Annotated in this window: 13 protein-coding genes; 4 read left to right on the plus strand and 9 right to left on the minus strand. The window is 49.2% G+C overall.

Translation table 11 applies throughout. The features are described 5' to 3' along the window. Nucleotides 1-3,207 (minus strand): TonB-dependent receptor, encoded by a 3,207-nt coding sequence (locus Q0577_RS10865; protein WP_298735946.1) that lies wholly within the window; start codon nt 3,205-3,207, stop codon nt 1-3. Between the two features lie 325 nt (nt 3,208-3,532). Between Q0577_RS10865 and Q0577_RS10870 the strand changes: the two genes are divergently transcribed. Further along, nucleotides 3,533-3,958, plus strand: a complete 426-nt coding sequence (locus tag Q0577_RS10870; protein ID WP_298735949.1) for a transmembrane 220 family protein — start codon at nt 3,533-3,535, stop codon at nt 3,956-3,958. A gap of 76 nt (nt 3,959-4,034) precedes the next feature. On the opposite strand, the gene Q0577_RS10875 is transcribed toward Q0577_RS10870, so the two are convergent. The 8 genes from Q0577_RS10875 to Q0577_RS10910 all read right to left on the minus strand — a co-directional run bounded on the left by Q0577_RS10875 (nt 4,035) and on the right by Q0577_RS10910 (nt 14,787). Then, on the minus strand, nt 4,035-5,156 hold the full coding sequence (locus Q0577_RS10875) for a redoxin family protein (protein WP_298735951.1): 1,122 nt from the start codon (nt 5,154-5,156) through the stop codon (nt 4,035-4,037). Between the two features lie 127 nt (nt 5,157-5,283). Then, nucleotides 5,284-8,700: a ThuA domain-containing protein gene (locus Q0577_RS10880; protein ID WP_298735953.1), complete on the minus strand. Its 3,417-nt coding sequence runs from the start codon at nt 8,698-8,700 to the stop codon at nt 5,284-5,286. Between the two features lie 17 nt (nt 8,701-8,717). Beyond that, nucleotides 8,718-9,461 (minus strand): ThuA domain-containing protein, encoded by a 744-nt coding sequence (locus Q0577_RS10885; protein ID WP_298735955.1) that lies wholly within the window; start codon nt 9,459-9,461, stop codon nt 8,718-8,720. Between the two features lie 137 nt (nt 9,462-9,598). After that, nucleotides 9,599-10,324, minus strand: coding sequence for a DUF1080 domain-containing protein (locus Q0577_RS10890; RefSeq protein ID WP_298735957.1), 726 nt, complete (start codon nt 10,322-10,324; stop codon nt 9,599-9,601). A 261-nt stretch (nt 10,325-10,585) separates the two neighbouring features. After that, nucleotides 10,586-11,002 (minus strand): c-type cytochrome, encoded by a 417-nt coding sequence (locus Q0577_RS10895; protein ID WP_298735960.1) that lies wholly within the window; start codon nt 11,000-11,002, stop codon nt 10,586-10,588. Nucleotides 11,003-11,077: 75 nt separating this feature from the next. Continuing rightward, nucleotides 11,078-12,130, minus strand: a complete 1,053-nt coding sequence (locus Q0577_RS10900; RefSeq protein WP_298735962.1) for a sugar phosphate isomerase/epimerase — start codon at nt 12,128-12,130, stop codon at nt 11,078-11,080. A 202-nt stretch (nt 12,131-12,332) separates the two neighbouring features. Continuing rightward, nucleotides 12,333-13,499 carry a Gfo/Idh/MocA family oxidoreductase gene (locus Q0577_RS10905; protein ID WP_298735964.1) on the minus strand — a complete coding sequence of 389 codons (1,167 nt, stop codon included), beginning with the start codon at nt 13,497-13,499 and terminating at the stop codon, nt 12,333-12,335. Between the two features lie 7 nt (nt 13,500-13,506). Further along, nucleotides 13,507-14,787 carry an MFS transporter gene (locus Q0577_RS10910; RefSeq protein ID WP_298735966.1) on the minus strand — a complete coding sequence of 427 codons (1,281 nt, stop codon included), beginning with the start codon at nt 14,785-14,787 and terminating at the stop codon, nt 13,507-13,509. A 411-nt stretch (nt 14,788-15,198) separates the two neighbouring features. On the opposite strand from Q0577_RS10910, the gene Q0577_RS10915 reads away from it, so the two are divergent. From Q0577_RS10915 to secA, 3 genes are all read left to right on the plus strand, one after another. Continuing rightward, the gene (locus tag Q0577_RS10915) at nt 15,199-16,020 is read left to right on the plus strand and encodes a glycosyltransferase (RefSeq protein ID WP_298735970.1); all 822 of its coding nucleotides are present in this window, start codon (nt 15,199-15,201) and stop codon (nt 16,018-16,020) included. Beyond that, entirely contained in the window at nt 15,996-16,778 is a 783-nt protein-coding gene (locus tag Q0577_RS10920) for a polysaccharide deacetylase family protein (RefSeq protein ID WP_298735972.1), read from the plus strand. Before Q0577_RS10915 ends, Q0577_RS10920 begins: the two co-directional genes overlap by 25 nt. A gap of 237 nt (nt 16,779-17,015) precedes the next feature. After that, complete coding sequence (gene secA, locus Q0577_RS10925) at nt 17,016-20,345, plus strand: preprotein translocase subunit SecA (RefSeq protein ID WP_366884224.1); 3,330 nt, start codon at nt 17,016-17,018, stop codon at nt 20,343-20,345. Nucleotides 20,346-20,392 lie beyond the last annotated feature (47 nt).

Below are 20,392 nucleotides of genomic sequence, written 5' to 3' on the forward strand. Positions count from 1 at the left end.
TTAGAAACTAGCGCTCACCCCGAGGATGAACTGCCTTGTGAGCGGATAGTTACCATAGTCTACACCAAAGTTGGTATCCACACCACTTACACCCGGATCCAGCCCTTTGTATTTAGTGATAGTAAAGAGGTTAGTGGTCTGTACATACACTTTCAGTTTTTCCATACCGATCCGCTTACTTGTGAAAGCGGGCAGTGTATAGCTTAACTGCAGGTTCCTGGCACGGATATATGAACCGCTTTCCATATAGTAGGAATTAGGCTGCGTGTTGGTGCTGAAGTTGGACACATCTTCGAATACCGGGATCTTGGCGCCGGTATTCTGCGGTGTCCAGGAATTTCTTACTTCCGCATTGAGCGCCTGGCCCGGGAAAGAAGGATAGAAGTCTGTGAACCAGCGGGTGTAGTTGATAACCTTGGCGCCCTGTACGGTATACAGGAAGATGTTGAGGTCAAAGTTCTTATAACCAACGGTCAGGTCAAGACCTGAAGTGAGCCGCGGGTTAGGATCCCCAAAGAACACGCGGTCTTCGGGCGTGATCCGCTTATCGCCATTCGCATCTTCATATTTGAAGCGGCCGGGACCAGCGCCATCCTGGGTGGGGCTGTTCTTTACATCATTATCATCCTGGAAAAGCCCTATTACCCTGTAACCATAGAAGGCGGAAATAGGATGCCCTACTTCATTACGGGTAAAGGTGCCTATACGGGAAGATCCAAAGCTGTTACCATCGAAGTAGTCTACCCCTTCTGCCAGTTTGGTGATCTCGTTCTTATAGGTAGTTAAGGTAAGGTTGGCTTCATAACGCCAGTTCTTGCCGAAGTTGCCGCGTTTGATGATCTGGAGGTCTACCCCGGTATTGAGCATACTGGCCACGTTGATGGTGGGATAGATTACCTGGCCTACGGTACCTGGTAATTCGGGACCGTACAGCAGGTCATTGGTACGCTTGTGATACCAGTCGAATATAATGTCCAGAGAGTTGTTGAACAAGGTAGCATCCAGGCCTACGTTGGTGGTAATGTTGGTTTCCCACCGGCCGTCGGGGTTACCGATCCTGGCCTTGTTGATACCCTCAAATGTAGCAGTGCTGGAACCATCTATGGCATAGGCGGAGAACCTTGCGCTGGCAGCATACAGATTGTACTGGTTGTTCAGGTCAATACGCTGGTTACCCATTTTACCCCAGCCACCGCGCAATTTCAGTTCATTGATCCAGGATACATCCCTGAGGAAATTTTCCTGGCTGATGCGCCAACCGCCTGAAATAGCGGGGAAGGTACCGTACCTGTTATTGATACCGAAGTTGGAAGAACCGTCCCTTCTGAGTACCACGCTGAGCAGGTACTTATCCATCAGGGTATAGTCTATTTTACCGAATATGGAAAAGATATCGTTACCGGGGCTGCCATCGCTGTCTACCGTACGGCCGGAGGACTGTGTAGTAGTGAGCGTGCGGTAATTCACCGCATTGGTAAATGGATTAAGGCCGGTGCCGTTTATGCTGCGGCCTGCACCATCCCTGATGGCTTCTATACCTACCAGGCCTTTGAAATCATGGATGCCAAAAGTGCGTTGATAGCGTGCGGTATTGGTCCAGGTCCAGCTGTGCCCGTAGCCACCGGCTTCATACAGCTGATCGTTCCCTATGTTCTCTGAGTTCTCATAAGTTTTGGAGTTGATCCCGTTGGCATAAAAGCTGAACAGGCTGCCTCCGAAACTGCTGCGGAAGGTGAGGTCTTTTAACACATCTACTTCTGCATATACGTTACCGAATATGCCGAAAGCATGTCCTTTATTATCTTTTGCACGGGTTTGGTTGGCTACCGGGTTGCTGGGGTTATTGGTTCCCTTTGCAGCAGTACCGGCCCATCCGCCGTAAATATCGTGTACAGGTATAATGGGGTTCATACGGTAGGCCAGTGAGATGGCGTTACCTTCATTCAGGTTGGTAAGCTGGGGATTGTCGCGGTAGGCGATCTGGATGTTCTCCCCGATGCGTACCCTGTTATGTACTGTGAACTCAGAATTGACGCGGATGGTATAGCGCCTGAGGTAAGTGTTGAGCACCACCCCTTCCTGATTATAGTAGCCGAAACCAACGTAAAAGCGGGAATTATCGCTGCCGCCTGAGAGGCCCACAGAATGTTGCTGTATAGGCGCGGTGCGGGTAATTTCCTTGTACCAGTCGGTACCTGCTTTATTAGCCCTTACTATCTGGTAGATGGGGCCTTTATTAAAATCAACATTGTACCTGCTGGGGTCAATGGCAGGGTTGCCTTCAAACACACCAGACTCGCTGCCTGCCAGGATATAATCGGGCAGTACTGGATTTACCCCATTGCCATATTGTGCATGGATGGGGTTTCCGTTGGGCTGCAGCTTTCCGGCGTTGCGTAATGCGGTCCAGGTCCAGTCTGCGGTTTCCTGTGGGCTCAGCATTTCAAACCCTTTGCCGGGATTTTGCCAGCCGTAGGAACCATCGTAGGTAACCTGCAGTTTACCACGGTTGCCACGCTTGGTGGTGATCACGATCACACCGGCAGAAGCACGGGCGCCGTATATGGAAGCGGAGCCGGCGTCTTTCAGTACGGTGGTGGTTTCAATATCGAAGCTGTTGATGTTCTCAATGCTGAAGGTGGGCACCCCATCTACAATGTAGAGCGGCTCGTTGCCTGCAAACGAGGCGAAGCCCCTGATACGTACCAGGCTGCTGGTACCCGGCTGGCCGGAACTTAATACGGTGAGACCGGCTACGCGGCCCTGCAGCTGTTGTTCTGCGTTACCAGCAGGTACGGCCACCAGCTCTTTCGCTTTTACGGTAGAGACAGCGCCTACAATTTCTTTTCGCTGCTGGGTGGTATAGCCCGTTACCACCAGCTCGTTCAGGGAACTGGCAGATGTTTCGAGCTTAATGTCCATCGTGGAAGATGAACCTACTGTTACTTCCAGGGGTTTAAAGCCAACAAAGGATACTACCAGGGTGGCATTCTCGGGCACTGACAATGAAAAAGCACCGTTTACGTCGGTAACGGTGCCAGTGCTGGTTCCCTTTACCTGTACGGTTGCACCTAGTACAGGTTCACTATTTTCTGAAGAAGTAACTTTACCGGTGATCTTTTTAGTTTGGGCAAAGGTGCTGTTGCAGCAGAAGAGTATGAGCAAACAACAGCACCCCGCCACGAGATTGTGGTAGATTTTTTTCATAACGTGGCTTTATAAAGGCTTTAAGTGTGTGTAATTATATTAGTAAGTTTTTTGAGTATAACAATTCACGGCACACAATATTAACATGACGACGCGATGGGATAATAATTTCTCCAGGCTTTAGATTTCTGGCTCTTCAGATTTTGGTTGTTACAGTTTGTTTGTGTCTGTCTAATCTTCAACCAATTTATAACTTTATTTTAACAATTACAAGTGTTTATTTCACATTTTTTGAAAAATCTTCGTGGATGATGAACATCTTATCTGCTAAAACAGCAGATTCATGCCAATACTTTATAATTTGTGATTAAAATTTATATCATAGATGAAATCATTCATGAAAATATTCAATATCTTTTTTTGCCTGATATTTATCCTGTTTGCGGGTTTACAGTACAATGATCCGGACCCTTATATATGGATGCCCATCTACCTGTATACCGCTGTGCTGTGCTTCCTGGCAGCCCGCAAGGATTTTTACCGCGGCGCTTACCTGGTGGGTATCCTGATTTACCTGGTGTACGCTACCTTTCTCTTCTTTGATAAATATGGCGTAATGGACTGGGCCACCAACCATCATGCAGAGAATATTGCGCAAAGCATGAAAGCCGGCAAACCCTGGATAGAAGAAACCCGTGAATTTTTTGGCCTTTTTATCCTGATTGTGGTACTGCTGGTGAATTACACTTATGCCAGCCAGCGGATGGAGAAGAAAACCCGCAAAAAGATGATGAAAATAAAGACCCGGTAATTGCTTACCGGGCCTGTATAATACTATTTTAACAAAATGTGCCGAAGCAAGGAGAAGCCTAATAATATCTCCCTACCTAATAATATCTCCCTATCAGCTTATGTTCTACAATCGCCCTGCGTAATTCCATCATATCAACGGCTCCCTGTTTACGATAGATCACTTTGCCACCGGGTTCTACCAGTAAGGTATAGGGCAGCGCGCCCTGCCATTGCGGGTCTATGGCGTCTATCAGCTGATATTTATCTCCGCCGCTGTAGATGTAGTTTTTATTGGATGCTTCCATCTTTTTCAGCATAGACAAAGCCTTTGCCATTTTATCCGTGTTATCGGTTGTAATGGTAATAAATTCAAAGTCACGCTCGCGGTACATACGATCTGTGTTTACAAACTCCGGCAGTTCCTGTACACATGGGCCGCACCAGGTGGCCCATACGTTGATCAGGCGCAGCTTATCGCCGTTGTTGCTCACCAGCTCCTTCACACCCTGGGCATTGAGCGAGTCCAGCGTTACGGGGCGTCTGGCCCATTCGTCATGAATCTTTTTATTGAGCTCATCTTTCCAGGCCCATTTGATAGAACAGCCGAATGTTTTCTGCACCGGGTGCTGTACTTCCCCCCCTTTTAAGACGGCGTCTATCGCATTGCGGATATCTTCCGCCTGACCTGTGCCCGGTTTTTCTTTGGCGTCCAGGCGGCCGGTATAGCGCAGTTTGCGGGCGGCGTCGAACACAAAAGCCTGCGGGGTGGCTATCGGGCCGTAGGCGATAGAAACTTTCTGGTCGTCGCCATCATAGAGATAAGGGAAGTTGAATGCATGTTGTTTGGCCCGGAGCTGCATTTCTTCGTAGCTATCGCTCATTTCGGTATAGCCCAGCTCTCCCAGGTTTACCGCCTTGGGACTGTTGGGCGAGATCACCACCACTGCTACCTGCTGCTGCGCATAATCCTTTGCCAGCTGTTTGATACGTTCCTCATATGCTTGTGCCGTAGGGCAGTGATTGCAGCTGAAGATGACGGCCAGCACTTTGGCTTTGCTGAAACTGCCCAGGGTGTAAGTCTTTCCGTCTGTGCCCTTCAGGGAAAAGGAGGGAGCTGCCGCCCCTATGGACAATGTTACCGGCTCAGGGTGGCTGCTTTGGGCCATGGCGGGTAATACGAACAGGAATGCCAGCAGGTGGAGGACGTGTTTTTTCATAACCGGAAAAGATATTGAAAGAAGAAGATAGGAAAAGATTCCGGGATTTGGAAGGGGTTTGGCAACAGAAAGGGGCCGCTCTTTGCTGAGCGGCCCCTATTTAATTAAATAGCATGTATAATCTATGTTATCTCGACAATAATTGCCAGTAACCTACTCCCAGCGGTGTTTGCTCTGCCGGGTCCGCCGCTTTGATATGGAAATACAGGGTATGTTTCTTTCCATCTGAAAGCGGGCTGAAGCTGATCAGTCCTGTGTTGGGTGCACCAACTTTAGCGCCGGGCCCGATGGTTACTTCGCCCAGTTTAGTTCCCTGCAGGTTATCCAGGAAAACCTCTACCACATAACCATGCTGTGGCACCTGTTGCAGGAAGTAAACGGCTTCAATGCCATTTACATCTGTCAGGTCAAGATCATTATAAGCGGCCCAGCCCTGTGTATTGGCGGCTGGTATCAGCAATTTCAAACCATTGGCATTATAGGTGGAAACGCCATCTGCTTTGTCATATTCGCCGGCTGCCAGTCTGGAATTGAACAGCTCAACCGCTGCTGTGCCGGTAATAGGTTTGATGCCGGCGCCGCCTTTATCTGTATAGCTGGCCAGCAGGTAGAGCACGCCTTTATCTTTCAGCGGGTTGCCTACCGTAGGATCAATGTCGCCAGTGAGCGGCAATGATGCCGGCTTTTTAGCGTCTGCAGATTGCGACATGATCCATTCTACGATCTGGTGCGCTTCACCGCTGGTGATGGTGGGGTGTGCAGACATGGCTGTTTCACCCCATACACCGCCGCCGCCTTTAATGATCTTATCGGCCAGGTAATCAGGTGCAGCAGGATCGTTCTTATATTTCTCCGCTACTTCCTTAAAGGAAGGACCGATGGACTTTTCATCAAGCTTGTGACAGGTTTTACAATCGCTGGACTCCATGATGTTCTTGCCTGCAATAGCGCCGGAGATGATCTGGTGGCCCTGCGGCAGGGCTGCTTTATCTTTACCTTCCACGTATTCTGCCTTTACAAAAACATTGGCGGCATCCAGTTTACCGCTTGCACTGCTACCATCTTCCTTATCGTCTATTGTAACGGTATAGTGTACCTGTTTACCGGGGAAGTAGAACATCTTATTGCCGGTGATAGCAATCTTTACATCAGGCGTTTCATTACCGGCGTACAAGGTGGTGGTATAGCTGCGGGTGTGTGCGCCCTTATCATCAGACACTTCTACCGCTACCGGGTATTCACCGGCCTGGGAATAAGTGTATTCTACTTCAGGCTCGGTGGTTTCCTTCTTACTGCCATCACCGAAGAACCACAGGTAAGTAAGTTTATCTCCATCCGGGTCAATAGAATTCTTTGCGTTCAGCTTTACTTTAAAGGGCAGTCCGCCGGTAAGTTTATTTACGTTCAGCACTGCTTTGGGCGCACGGTTACCGCCGTTGTAATCAATACGGGCCAGTGCAGCGTCGGGGTTCTTGCTGAACCAACCGTTGCCATACTCCAGTATATACAACCGGCCGTCGGGGCCCATTTCCATATCGATAGGCGCATTCAGCTTGGTGTGTTCCATGAAGGGCTCCATCTTGGAATAGCTGCCATCAGCGTTCATGGTTACGGCTTTGATCCAGCCGCGTACCCAGTCATATATCAACAGCTTGCCATCGTAGTAGTCAGGAAAGCGAGTTTCTTTCGGATAGAATTCGCTGTAATAAACAGGTCCTGCCATGGCATTGCGGCCGCCGCTGCCCACCTGCGGGAAGTCGGGCGACTTAGCATACGGGTACCAGATAAATGCAGGCTGCGCAGGCGGCAGGTTTTTGAGGCCCGTGTTATTGCGGGAATTGTTCACCGGCTTGGCCGGGTCAAACGCAGGACCGCTTTCACCTGTTTCATAATTATATGCATGATAGGCATAGTTGTTCCCCACAAAGAAGGGGTAACCAAAATTGCCTGCTTTCTTTGCCTGGTTCACTTCATCATAACCACGCGGGCCACGGTTAGGATCATCGTTATTGGCATCAGGTCCTACTTCGCCCCAGTAGAGGTAGTTGGTCTTTTTATCTACCGAAATACGGTAAGGGTTGCGGGTACCCATTACGTAGATCTCAGGGCGGGTACCAGGTGTACCGGGTTTGAAGAGGTTGCCTTCAGGAATACCGTAGGTGCCGTCTGCGTTCACTTTCAAACGCAGGATCTTACCGCGCAGGTCATTGGTATTACCCGAGGTACGGCGATCATCATACTGGAGATGACCGGGGCGATCATCCAGCGGGGCGTAGCCTTTGCTCACGTATTTCTGCCCGGGTTCGTCAAAGGGAGTACTGTTATCGCCGGTAGAGAGGTACAGCAGGCCATCGCCGCCAAAGGTCAGCGAGCCGCCGGTGTGGCAGCAGATCTGACGTTGAGAGTACAGTTGCAATATCACCTTTTCAGATGCGGTGTCTAACTGGTTATTCTCAAACTTAAAGCGGGACAACCTGTTCACAGACGTATCTGCCGGTGAATAGTACATATATATATAGTGATTGTTCTTGAAATCCGGATCGGCGGTAATGCCCAGCAGGCCTTCTTCTGCGTTTACGTGGGGCACATCTGTTTTGTGATATACATTCAGCTTGCCTACCTGTGTAAGTTTGCGGTTAGTCTGATCCCATAACAGTATCTCTCCGCGGCGTTGTACCACCAGGATGCTGAGATCTGGCAGGATGGCCATCTCTGTAGGTTCGAAGAATTCACCGGATACCAGTACGTTCTTGGTAAAGCGGTCTTCTTCGGGCACCCTTTTGGTGGTAGCTTTGGCATAGTCCATGATCTGGTTTTTGCCTATGGCATAACGGATACCGCCGAGGATGTGCTGCAGAAAAGCGGTTTCCTTATAGCTTTCTTCGGTATGGCCCAGCGCTGTATAGAATGCGCGGCCACCATCATATTCGTGATACCAGCTGATGGGGTGATCGGCGCCCATGGTGCCGCCCTGGTAGGTCTTTTCGTCTAACGTTATCAGCACATGGGTGCTCTTGTTCACGTTCCTGAAATTATACCATTCATCTGTGTGCTCCCATTTGTCGGGCAGTTCTTTGGTAGCGGGGAAGGTTTTATCCTTTACCCTGAGGGTGGCTTTGTGCACGCCGGGAGGATGGCTGTCAAAATAGGCGCCTACCATTTTACCATACCATCCCCAGTCATATTCTGTATCAGTAGCGGAATGTATACCTACAAAGCCGCCGCCTGCCTGGATATATCTTTCAAAATCAGCTTCCTGGTAATTGTTCAGTATATCACCGGTCGTGTTCAGGAAGATTACAGCTGCGTATTGCTGCAGGGAGTCTTCGGTAAAGCGGGCTGCATTTTCTGTAGTGTCTACATCAAAGCCGTTTTCCTGTCCTAACAGCTGTATGGCTTTGATACCGGCAGGGATAGCTGCATGGCGATAACCCGTTGTTTTGGAAAATACCAGTACTTTGGGTTTACCAGGACGGGTTTTGCTGCAACCGCTCATGAGGGCGCCCATGCCCAGCATGACGGTAATAAGAAGTATGTATCTCATTTTTCAGTGTGTGCGTTCTATGCTTTCTTTTTTCCGTGTGAACCCATGGCGTAGCGGATGCCGCCCAACACATGCTGCAGATACAGCGGATCTTCATAGGATTCTTTGGTATGGCCCAGTTCTGTGTAAAAGGCGCGGCCGCCATCAAAATTGTGATACCAGCACATGGGATGGTTGTCCCCGTTCTTTCCGCCTTCATATGAGCTTTCGTCTATCTTGATAAGCACATGGGTATCTGGATTTATATTTTTAAAGTTATACCATTCGTCTTTACGTACCCATTGTTCCGGCAGATGTTTGGTGGCTGCGTTGTTGCGGTCTACTACCAGCAGTTTGGCTTCCTGCTGTTTAGGATGGCTCAGGAAGTAAGCGCCTACCAGTTTGTTATACCAGGGCCAGTCGTACTCGGTATCTGTGGCTGCATGAATACCAATAAATCCGCCACCGTTACGGATATACGCTTCCATGGCAGCCTGCTGTGCTTCGTCCAGCACATTGCCGGTGGTACTGAGGAACATGATGGCGGAATATTGTTTAAGATTTTCAGGGGTAAACACGCTGGCATCTTCGGTAGTATCTACTGTAAAACCGTTTTCGTTGCCCAGCTTTATCATGGCCAGTTTGCCAACCGGTATGGCGTCATGCCGGAAGCCCGTTGTTTTAGAGAACACCAGCAGTTTAGGTTTTGCTTTGGGCTTTGCCTGTAGTGACAACAGGGCTCCAACGAGGAGCAGCAGGAGGGAGAGTTTTTTTGTGAACATAAGGTGGATTTGAGCGTCAATCAGGAATCAACAATTAATAATTAAGAATTAAGAATTGCCGCTATTGTGCCCTGTCAGGACACTCCTGCACTAATTATTAATTCTTAATTATTAATACTAATTCTTCATTACTGAGTTTAGAGGGTCCGTATTTTAATATCTCTATACCAAACTTTATTGCCGTGGTCCTGCAGGGCGATGTGGCCTTTGCTGTATTTGGCAAAGCCGGGCCAGGTTTTGAATTTGCTGTTGGCCAGCAGTTCTTTCCATTCGTCTGAGCCGATCACTACAGATACGGTTTCTACGCCGTTGAGCCACAGGGTCAGGTGTTTGTCTTTCTGGCGGATCTTTACCTGGTTCCACTCTCCTACCGGTTTAACGGCGTTCTTTGCAGACTTCTTCAGGTCATACAGATCGCCGGAATTGTGTTTGGTGATCTTGCCGTCAGGATGTTTGGCGTCATCAAGTACCTGCATTTCAGGACCAGTGAGATAGGTTTGTTTGAACTCCGGGTCTTCGTGCACGTTGAAGATAATACCGCTGTTCCCGCCTTCGGATATTTTCCATTGCAGGGACAGTTCGTAGTTCTCATATTCATCGTTGGTAACGAGGTCGCCACCATGAGCGCCGCCTTCTTTCGCAGCGGGATCCAGTTCAAGGGCGCCGTCCACTACTTTCCAGGCGGGGCTTACATCCTTCTGAAGGTAAGTATGCCATCCATTGGTGGTAGTGCCGTCAAACAGTAGTTTCCAGCCGTTCTTTTGCTCTTTGGCCGAGAGCTTGTTAACACTTTGCGCCATTGATTCAGACGTGCAGATCAATGCTCCCAGTAAAAGGGCGGAGCTTATCAGGATCTTCTTCATAACTGAGTACTTTTAGAATTTTAGCAGCCTGTAAAGTATACAAGAATAATTGGTTTTCCTTGTTGTTTTTTATGAGCGGAACCTGGGTTCCGCCACCGTATATTCTCCGGGTGTATGCTGGCAATGATTTTCTACGCGCGCCGGTAACAGCGGCCGCATGGTTTCCTGGGTAAATACCTAACGGTTAATGCAGAACGCTTAACGCAAAATGCAGGATGCGTTCGGCATTTTGCGTTAAGCGTTCTGCGTAATTAAATCAATCTATTTTAAAGACATGATGTATGTCGCCATTTCTTTTGCATCTTCCTTTGCTAAGGTAGGATGGGGCAACATCGCCACTTCTCCCCAGTTACCGGAGCCACCTTTGATGATCTTATCGGCCAGCATTTCGATGGTTTCATCGTTATTCGGATACTTGGCAGCTACCTCCTTATATCCGGGACCAACGAGTTTGGTATCTACTTTATGGCAGGTTTTGCAATCCTGATCATCGATCAGCGCTTTACCTTTGGGCACAGGGGCATTTGCACCGGGTGATACCATCGAAGTGTCTACTGCGGTTTCTTCCTGAGCGGTACCAGAGCCTGACTGTTCGCTGTTGCTCTTATCCTGTCCGCCACCGCATGCTGCAAAGAATAATGCACTGAGCACAAACGGCGCCAAAAATCGCTTTCTCATTGTTAGTTTGTTGATAGTTTAATTATTAAAAATTAGCGCTTAGCCAGCAGCTAATCGCTTCCTTACACATGACTTTTAAAGACCCAATATTTTACGGTTCAGCGCCTCGTTGGCGCCTGTACCGGCGAAATCATCAAACGCCTTTTCGGTGACCCTGATGATGTGATCCCTGATGAACGGGGCGCCTTCGCGGGCGCCGTCTTCCGGATGTTTCATACAGCATTCCCACTCCATTACTGCCCAGCCGTCAAAATCATACTGGGTCAGTTTGCTGAATACGGCTTTGAAATCCACCTGTCCATCGCCCAGGGAGCGGAACCTGCCCGGGCGGTCAATCCAGCCCTGGTAGCCCCCGTAAACACCGGAGCGGCCACTTGGATTGAATTCCGCATCTTTTACATGGAACATCCTGATCCGCTCGTGGTAGATGTCAATATACTCCAGATAATCCAAACATTGTAATACAAAATGGCTGGGATCGTACAGCAGGCATGCGCGGGCGTGGTTGCCGGTGGCTTCCAGGAAGCGTTCGTAGGAAACACCGTCGTGCAGATCCTCACCGGGGTGTATCTCGTAGCAAAGATCTACGCCGTTGGCATCGAACTCGTTGAGGATGGGCAGCCAGCGTTTGGCCAGTTCCTTAAACCCGGTTTCCACCAAGCCGGCGGGACGCTGCGGCCATGGGTACACCGTGTGCCACAGGAGCGCTCCGCTGAAGGTGGCGTGTGCTTTCAGTCCAAGGTTGGCACTCGCTTTTGCCGCATACTTCAGCTGGTTCACCGCCCATTCTGTTCGGGCGGCGGGGTTACCGCGGTGCTGCTCCGGTGCAAAACCATCAAAGAGTTCATTGTAAGCGGGATGTACAGCTACCAGCTGTCCCTGGAGATGCGTGCTCAGCTCTGTGATCTCCAGTCCGGCGGCGTTTACAATCCCTTTTATTTCGTCTGCATAGGTTTTGCTTTCGGCAGCCTTTTGCAGATCGATAAAGCTGCTTACCCAGGTAGGGATCTGCACCCCTTTAAAACCCAGGCCAGCCGCCCATTCACAAATACTTTTCAGGTTATTGAAAGGCGCAGCATCACCGGCAAACTGCGCCAAGAATATTCCAGGGCCTTTGATTGTTTTCATGACTCCGTTTTTAACTAATAATTAAAAATGAATAATTAATAATTGCGACAGGGATGTCCTAATGTACGGTTGTCAGGCTTATTAATTATTAATTGTTATCCGTTTAATTAATAATTAAAAATGAATAATTAATAATTGCGGAGCTGTGGTCTATACAGGACGGCTGTCCGGGTTATTATTAATTATTCATTTTAATTGTTAATTATACTTCAAACACTGTCCACTTTTGTTCACTCTGGGATGACTTTACTACGTTATCGATGAAAGCCATGCCGCGAACACCTTCTTCCACACTGGGAAAGTCAAGTACTTCGGGAGAAGGCTGCTGGCCGTCCAGTTTAGCCATCAGGGTTAAGGCAAAGTTGCGGTACAGGTTGCCGAAAGCTTCGAGATAGCCTTCCGGGTGGCCGCCAGGCGTACGGGTATTGTGAACAGCATAGCTGCTCTGGTAGCCGCCGTAGTTGGCGCCGGCGCGGTAGATCTGTGTGGGTTGATCCAGCCATTTTACCAGCAGGGTGTTGGGCTCATGTTGTGCCCATTCAAGGCCGCCTTTTTCACCGTACACTCTTATTTTGAGTGCATTCTCTTCACCTGCAGCCACCTGTGATGCCTGCAGCACACCTGCGGCGCCATTGTCAAAGCGCAGCAACACACCGCCGTCATCATCCAGGGCGCGACCTGGCACCAGTATATTCAGATCGGCACACATCTTTTCGATCTTGGCGCCGGTGATATATTCCGCCAGGTTGGCGGCGTGGGTACCAATGTCTCCCATACAGCCGCTTTTACCGGAACGTTTGGGGTCTGTTCTCCAGGCAGCCTGGGCGTTGCCTTCTTTTTCAGACATTTTGCTCAGCCAGCCCTGGGGATACTCTACCCATACTTTGCGGATCTTTCCAAACGCGCCGTCTTTCACCATCTGGCGGGCTTGTTTTACCAGCGGATAGCCGGTGTAGGTATGTGTAAGCAGCAGGGTAAGACCGGTTTGCTCAACTTTAGCCTTCAATTGTTTGGCTTCGTCGAGGGTGAAGGTGATAGGTTTTTCTATCACTACGTTAAAACCCTTTTCCAGCGCCAGCATAGCGGGCTCGAAGTGGGCAAAGTTAGGCGTAACGATGGTCACGAAGTCAAGCCGCTCTTCGGCAGGGCGTGCTGCCTCTTTCTCCAGCATGGTTTTAAAGTCCGTATAAATACGGTCTGGCGCCAGGAACAGCAATTTTCCTGATTCCACAGCGATGTCCGGGTTAACGCTTAATGCGCCCGCTTTCAATTCGATCAGGCCGTCCATGTTGGCGGCAATACGGTGGATCGCTCCGATGAAGGCATCCTTTCCGCCTCCGATCATTCCCATTCTTAGCTTACGGTTCATATTATTACTACGCTTTAATTGTTTGCAATTGTTGTTTCTTTTTTGATCTCATGTAAATATGCAGACCCGCAAAGGCTACTATCAGGATAATAGGGATCACCAGTGTCACTTTCAGAATTTCTGGTCCCGCTACGGCCTGTGCATTGGTGAATGCGGCAGCTTCTGCAGTACCTGCTGCGGCAGAGCGGTAGGCATCCAGCGAAGCGGCTGCCGGTAACTGTTTGGCAAGAATGCTGTCATAGAAACCTCCCATAAAATACATATATACGGAAACCGCGAACATACCGGCGCCCCCCATAAGGTTCATGCCCAACGCACCGGATGCGGGGATATTTTCAGATACAAAACCCAGCATAGTGGGCCAGAAATAGGTAACCCCCAGACCGAAGATGAAAGCGCCCAGGAACACCATGTTACCGCTTACGGTAGCCAGCATATAAAGGCCCAGCGCAGATAAGATAGCGGATACCAGCAATACGCCGGTGGGCGACATCCGGTGAACTACCGGCTCTGCCACGCCCCTGCCCAGTGTTTGCACACCGGCGGTCAATGCAAGGATCAGGATGGCATTCTCCGTAACGTTCTTCAGCAATACTTCAATCCACTGCCCGGTAAACAGCTCGGTGATAGCGGTACCGAACATCAGTATGAACATAAAGATGAACAGCGGACTGGCCACTGCCTTGTACATATCTTTGGAAGAGATACCGGAAGCCACCCTTTCTGTTACAGGAAATTCAAGCTTCAGGAACAGGTAACCGTATATCAGTGTAGGTAGGATCATACTGGCCACCTGGATCTGCCATCCCAGGCCAATACGGTTAAAGAGGAACACCAGCAATGTACCTACTACGATACCGCCGGGAAACCAGAGATGAAAGTGGTTCAGTTTGGTGGTCTTGTCATTCGGATAAATAGTAGCCACCAGGGGGTTACAAGCCGCTTCCACGGTACCATTGGCCATACCGATGAATAAAGTGGAAATGAACAGCGACCAGAAACCGGAAGCGAACACAGTAAGTATAATACCTAGTAAATGCAGCGCAAAAGCCGCTACCAGCAATCGCTTCATACCAACCAGGTCAACTATGAAACCTCCGATCACCACTGCCAGCGGAAAACCCCAGAATGCAGTACTGGTAATGATACTTAATTCCTTTACACTCAGATGGAACTCCACCCCCAAGCGGCCCAGTATTCCAGCCCTGATACCAAATGATAATGACGTTACCAGCAATGCAAAGCAGCTGGCAACAAATAATTTACGGGACTGTATCTGATTTTCCATAATCGTGTGAATTTTAGGTATTTGGTTATAATAAATAGTTAAAGTGTCTTAAAAACGTCTAAATTTATAAAAACTTATTGCATATTTTTAATTCCCGCAGGCAAATAAAGAGATATTTAGCCCTGTCTATCAAGACTGTTATACTATTTAATCTGATAGCGCTCCTCAGCCATCAATTAAACTTTCTTACCATATTTAAAGTCGCGGTAACATACTGCATTCTTGCACCGCTTGAACACTGATTTACAGTAATTAACAGTACACTTTCATCTATGTTATGCCAAACGCTTGTGCGCTTTTTTTACCCGGCTGAGAGGGACGGTACTTTTGAATTATTTTTCATTGATTGTCATAGGGGTATGTAATAGTCTTCACCGTTATAATTACAATATATAGGTTTTACATCTTAATATGTCTGTACTAAGTTCCGACCCTTTATCATTTGCAGGCGTCCCTTTACTTTCAGTAAGACTGGCGGATAAGTCACAGCCTGACGCCGGTGTAGATATTATCCTGCCGTGTTTTAATCCCCCCGAAGGATGGGAAAACGGCCTGATCAAACATTACCGTATTTTAAAACAACAACTGGCCCCTGCACCGCTGCAGCTGATTCTGGTGAATGATGGTTCGAGCCGCCAGTTTGGCTCCGCCCAGATAAAGCGGCTGGAAACTGCTATTCCCTCCATCGTAATTGTTAGCTATGCGCTAAACCGCGGAAAGGGATATGCCATCAGGGAAGGCGTGAAAAGATCGCGACACCGTTACCAGATCTGTACTGACCTGGATTTCCCATTTGGCACGGAGGCCGTTATGGCGGCATATGTTAAACTGCAGTGCGGTGCCGATGTGGTAGCCGGAGAAAGAGGAGACGCCTATCTGCAGGCGCTGCCCTCCAGGCGTAAAATGCTCACACTATTAAGCAGGACAATGAACCGTATGGTACTACGCTTACATATCAGCGATGCGCAGGCCGGATTAAAGGGATTCAACGCCCGCGGCAGGGAACTGATGTTGTCTACCCGGGTTCCGGGTTTTCTGTATGACAGTGAATTTATGTACAAAGCCAGCAAGGATCCTGGGCTTCAGATACAGCCTTTGCCTATCAGCTGCCGCCCCGGGATAGGCTTCTCTTCCTTCAGCGTCTGTCTTTTAACACGGGAGTTCAGGAACTACCTGAAGATCCTTCAACGGGAAACAAAAAAGACCCCATGGCCAACCACAACAGACTACTGATCAGTGTTGATGTAGAAGAATTTGATATTCCGGAAGAATTTGGAGGACAGGTTAGCCCGACAGAAAAACTGGCGGTATCATACACCGGCGTGTTGCAGGTACTGGAATTATTTGCCTTATATAAGGTACGCGCCACCTTTTTTATTACCGCATACTGGGCGCAGCACTTCCCGGAGCTGGTGCAGCAGATCGCATCTGAACATGAAGTAGCGTCCCATGCCTTCTATCACCACGCCTTTCAAACCAGCGACCTGGAAGCTTCGCGGCTCATGCTGGAGCAGATCAGCGGACAGCCGGTAACCGGTTTCCGGATGCCGCGCCTGCAACCGGTTAACCTGGATGAACTTCGTATAGCGGGCTACCACTACGATGCATCGCTGAATCCTACCTGGCTGCCGGGGCGCTATAACAACTGGCACCGGCCAAGAACGCCGTTCAAAGAGAACGGTATCTGGATAGTGCCTTCGGCAGTGTCCCCCATCTGCCGCTACCCGGTGTTCTGGCTGAGTGTAAAAAATGCGCCTTTGTGGATGAGCCGGCATTTTAGCAAAACGATCCTGAAGCGGGATGGACTGCTATCCTTCTATTTTCATCCATGGGAACTATCACCGCTGGATCAGTATACGCTGCCTGCCTACATCCGCCACGTGTCTGGCGTAAAAATTCAGCAAAAGTTGGCTGCTTTCCTTCACTTCCTGAAAAAGAACGGAAAATTCTGTACACATCGCCAGTTATTGAGTGAAATAGGGGGAGAATAAAACAATGTGGCTAGCCGTCAACCGGTATTGGTACGGCCGCTGCCTTTTAGCTTGCGGCTTGACGCTTTTTTCCTAATTTTACAGTCCTTGTAAAAACAGGTACTGCTGACAGCTTGTCACCTGCATTTTCAAGCATACTATTTGAGTTACATCCATAATGCCCATACCCATGCCATTCTATGGTATACAGGTATAGGGATAAACCCTTTAATTATTTGCATTCATTAATTTATACTCATGTTAGGTTTTTTGACAAAAATTTTTGGCGGGCATAAGTCGGAAAGAGATATCAAGTCGCTCATGCCCCGCGTGAAGCAGATCAATGAGGAGTTTGAAAAATTGCAATCCCTGCCTGTGGACCAGCTTCGCAATAAAACCCAGGAGTTCCGCCACCGGATAAAGGAACACCTGGCCAACATAGACGCTTCTATCGCTTCCAGGCAGGAAGCCGCTGAAAATGAAGCGGATGTATCTGCCAAAGACAGTATTTACCAGGAAATAGATAAACTTAAAAAAGACCGCGACAAACAGATCGAAGAGATCCTGGATCAGCTGTTGCCCGAAGCTTTCGCAGTTGTAAAGGAAACAGCACGCCGCTTTTCAAAGAACACCACTATCGAAGCTACTGCTACGCAGCTGGACCGAGAACTGGCAGTTAGCAGGAAATATATCAGCATTGAAGGTGACAAAGTGACGTGGCAAAACACCTGGACCGCCGCGGGCAGTGAAGTGACCTGGAACATGGTGCACTACGATGTACAGCTGATAGGCGGTATGGTGCTGCACCAGGGTAAAATATCAGAAATGGCGACAGGTGAAGGTAAAACGCTGGTTTCTACCCTGCCTGCCTACCTGAATGCACTGGCTGCAGAAGGCGTACACATTGTAACCGTGAACGATTACCTGGCACGTCGTGACGCCGAATGGAACGGCCCCATCTTCGAATTCCTGGGTATTACCGTAGACTGTATCGATAAACACCAGCCCAACAGCGCAGAGCGCCGCAATGCTTACCTGGCAGACATTACCTACGGTACCAACAACGAATTTGGTTTTGATTACCTGCGTGATAACATGGTGCACAGCCCTGAAGAAATGGTACAGCGTAAGCACCATTTTGCCATGGTGGATGAGGTGGATAGTGTACTGATCGATGATGCGCGTACCCCGCTCATTATCTCCGGCCCTATTCCCCGCGGCGAAGAGCAGGAGTTCCATGTGCTGAAGCCCCGTATACAACGCCTGGTAGAAGTACAGAAGAAAGTAACGAACCAGTTCCTCAATGAAGCCAAGAAACTGATCGCAGAAGGTAAAGACGACCCCAAAACAGGTGGTCTGGCCCTGATGCGCGCCTGGAGAGGTTTCCCGAAGAGCAGCGCATTGATCAAATACCTGAGCGAGCCAGGTATCAAAGTATTACTGCAGAAAGCAGAGAACTACTATATTGCCGACCAGCAGCGTGAAATGCCGAAAGTGGACGAAGAACTCTACTTCCATATAGATGAAAAGAACAACAGTGTAGACCTTACGGATAAAGGTATCGCCCTGATCACACAGGCAGGTGAAGACGCCTCCTTCTTTGTACTACCCGACGTTGGTTCTGAAATTGCAGAAATAGAAAAGCTGCCGCTCAGCCCTGAAGAGAAACTGCAACGCAAAGATGTACTGCTGCAGGAGTTTGCACAGAAATCAGACCGCATTCACTCCGTACAGCAGTTGCTGAAAGCCTATTCACTCTTTGACAAGGATGTTGAATACGTGGTGATGGATGGTAAAGTGAAGATAGTGGATGAGCAGACAGGCCGTATCCTGGAAGGACGCCGCTATTCAGACGGCCTTCACCAGGCCATAGAAGCGAAGGAGAACGTGAAAGTGGAAGCCGCTACACAAACATTTGCTACCATTACGCTTCAGAACTACTTCCGTATGTATCACAAGCTGGGCGGTATGACCGGTACAGCTGTAACGGAAGCAGGCGAGTTCTGGGAAATATATAAGCTGGATGTGGTAACCATTCCCACTAACCTGCCTATTACCCGTGTAGATGCGGAAGACCTGGTGTACAAAACCAAACGCGATAAATACAAAGCCGTTATAGACGAGATCAAAACCTTAAAGGCAAAAGGCCGCCCGGTACTGGTGGGTACCACCTCCGTAGAGGTATCAGAGCTGCTGAGCAAAATGCTCACCTTTGAGAAGATCCAGCATAACGTTCTGAACGCAAAACAGCACGCCCGCGAAGCCCAGATCGTGGCGGAAGCAGGTTTACCCGGAGCCGTAACCATCGCCACCAACATGGCGGGTCGTGGTACGGATATCAAGCTGGGCCCCGGCGTAAAAGAAGCAGGAGGCCTGGCCATCATCGGTACGGAAAGGCATGAAAGCCGCCGTGTAGACCGCCAGCTGCGTGGTCGTGCAGGCCGTCAGGGCGACCCCGGTACTTCCCAGTTCTTCGTATCACTGGAAGATGACCTAATGCGTATGTTCGGCTCGGACCGTATTGCCGGACTGATGGACCGTATGGGCTACAAAGAAGGTGAAGTGATACAGCACAGCATGATCACCCGCTCTATTGAACGTGCGCAGAAGAAAGTGGAAGAGAACAACTTCGGCATCCGTAAACGCCTGCTGGAGTATGACGATGTGATGAACAAACAGCGTACGGTAATATATGCAAAGCGTAACCATGCCCTGTTTGGCGAACGCCTGGCCATAGATATAGACAACGCGTTCTATGATGTAGCAGAAGGTATAATTGCCACCCACAAGGAAAGCGGCGACTACGAAGCGTTCAAACTGGATGTGATCATGAACTTCTCAGTGGATACTGATATCACTGCAGAAGAACTGAACAGAACGGATATCGCACTGCTGACTACCAAACTGTATCACCAGGCTAAAGACAATTATAACCGTAAGAAACAGGATATAGCTGCGCAAACCCTGCCTGTGATCACACAGATCCATAAAGAACAGGGTCACCATATAGAGAATATCTCCATTCCTTTTACTGACGGTAAAAAGGGCGTGAACGTGCTGGCTAACCTGCAGAAGGTAATTGATACCGAAGGACAGGAAACCCTGAATGCACTGGAGCGCTCCATTACCCTGGCGCTGATAGACGAGGCCTGGAAAGAGCACCTGCGTGCTATGGACGACCTGAAACAGTCTGTACAGAGTGCCGTATATGAGCAAAAAGATCCGCTGCTGATCTACAAGTTTGAAGCCTTTAACCTCTTCAAACAAATGGATGGCGAAACCAGCCGCGACATCGTCTCGTTCCTGTGCAAATGTGGTATCCCGGTGAGGGAAGACCGTCCGCAACAGGAGCAGATCCGCGAAGGCCGTGAGCAGAAAACAGATATGAGCCGTATGCGCGCCTCTCACCAGGAATTTGAGGGTAACGGCCAGGGAGCCCCTGCCACCGTTGAAGAACAGGAATATGCCGCCAATGCGGAGCAGGCCAGGCAAGAGCCATTACGTGTAGGCCCCAAGGTAGGACGTAACGATCCTTGTCCCTGCGGCAGCGGCAAGAAGTACAAACAATGTCATGGGAAAGACCTGTGATGTTGTGACAATAAATTGAAGTATATAACATATTATAATTTTTACAA

Origin of the sequence: uncultured Chitinophaga sp., from assembly GCF_937898475.1 — a bacterium.
Lineage (GTDB): Bacteria > Bacteroidota > Bacteroidia > Chitinophagales > Chitinophagaceae > Chitinophaga.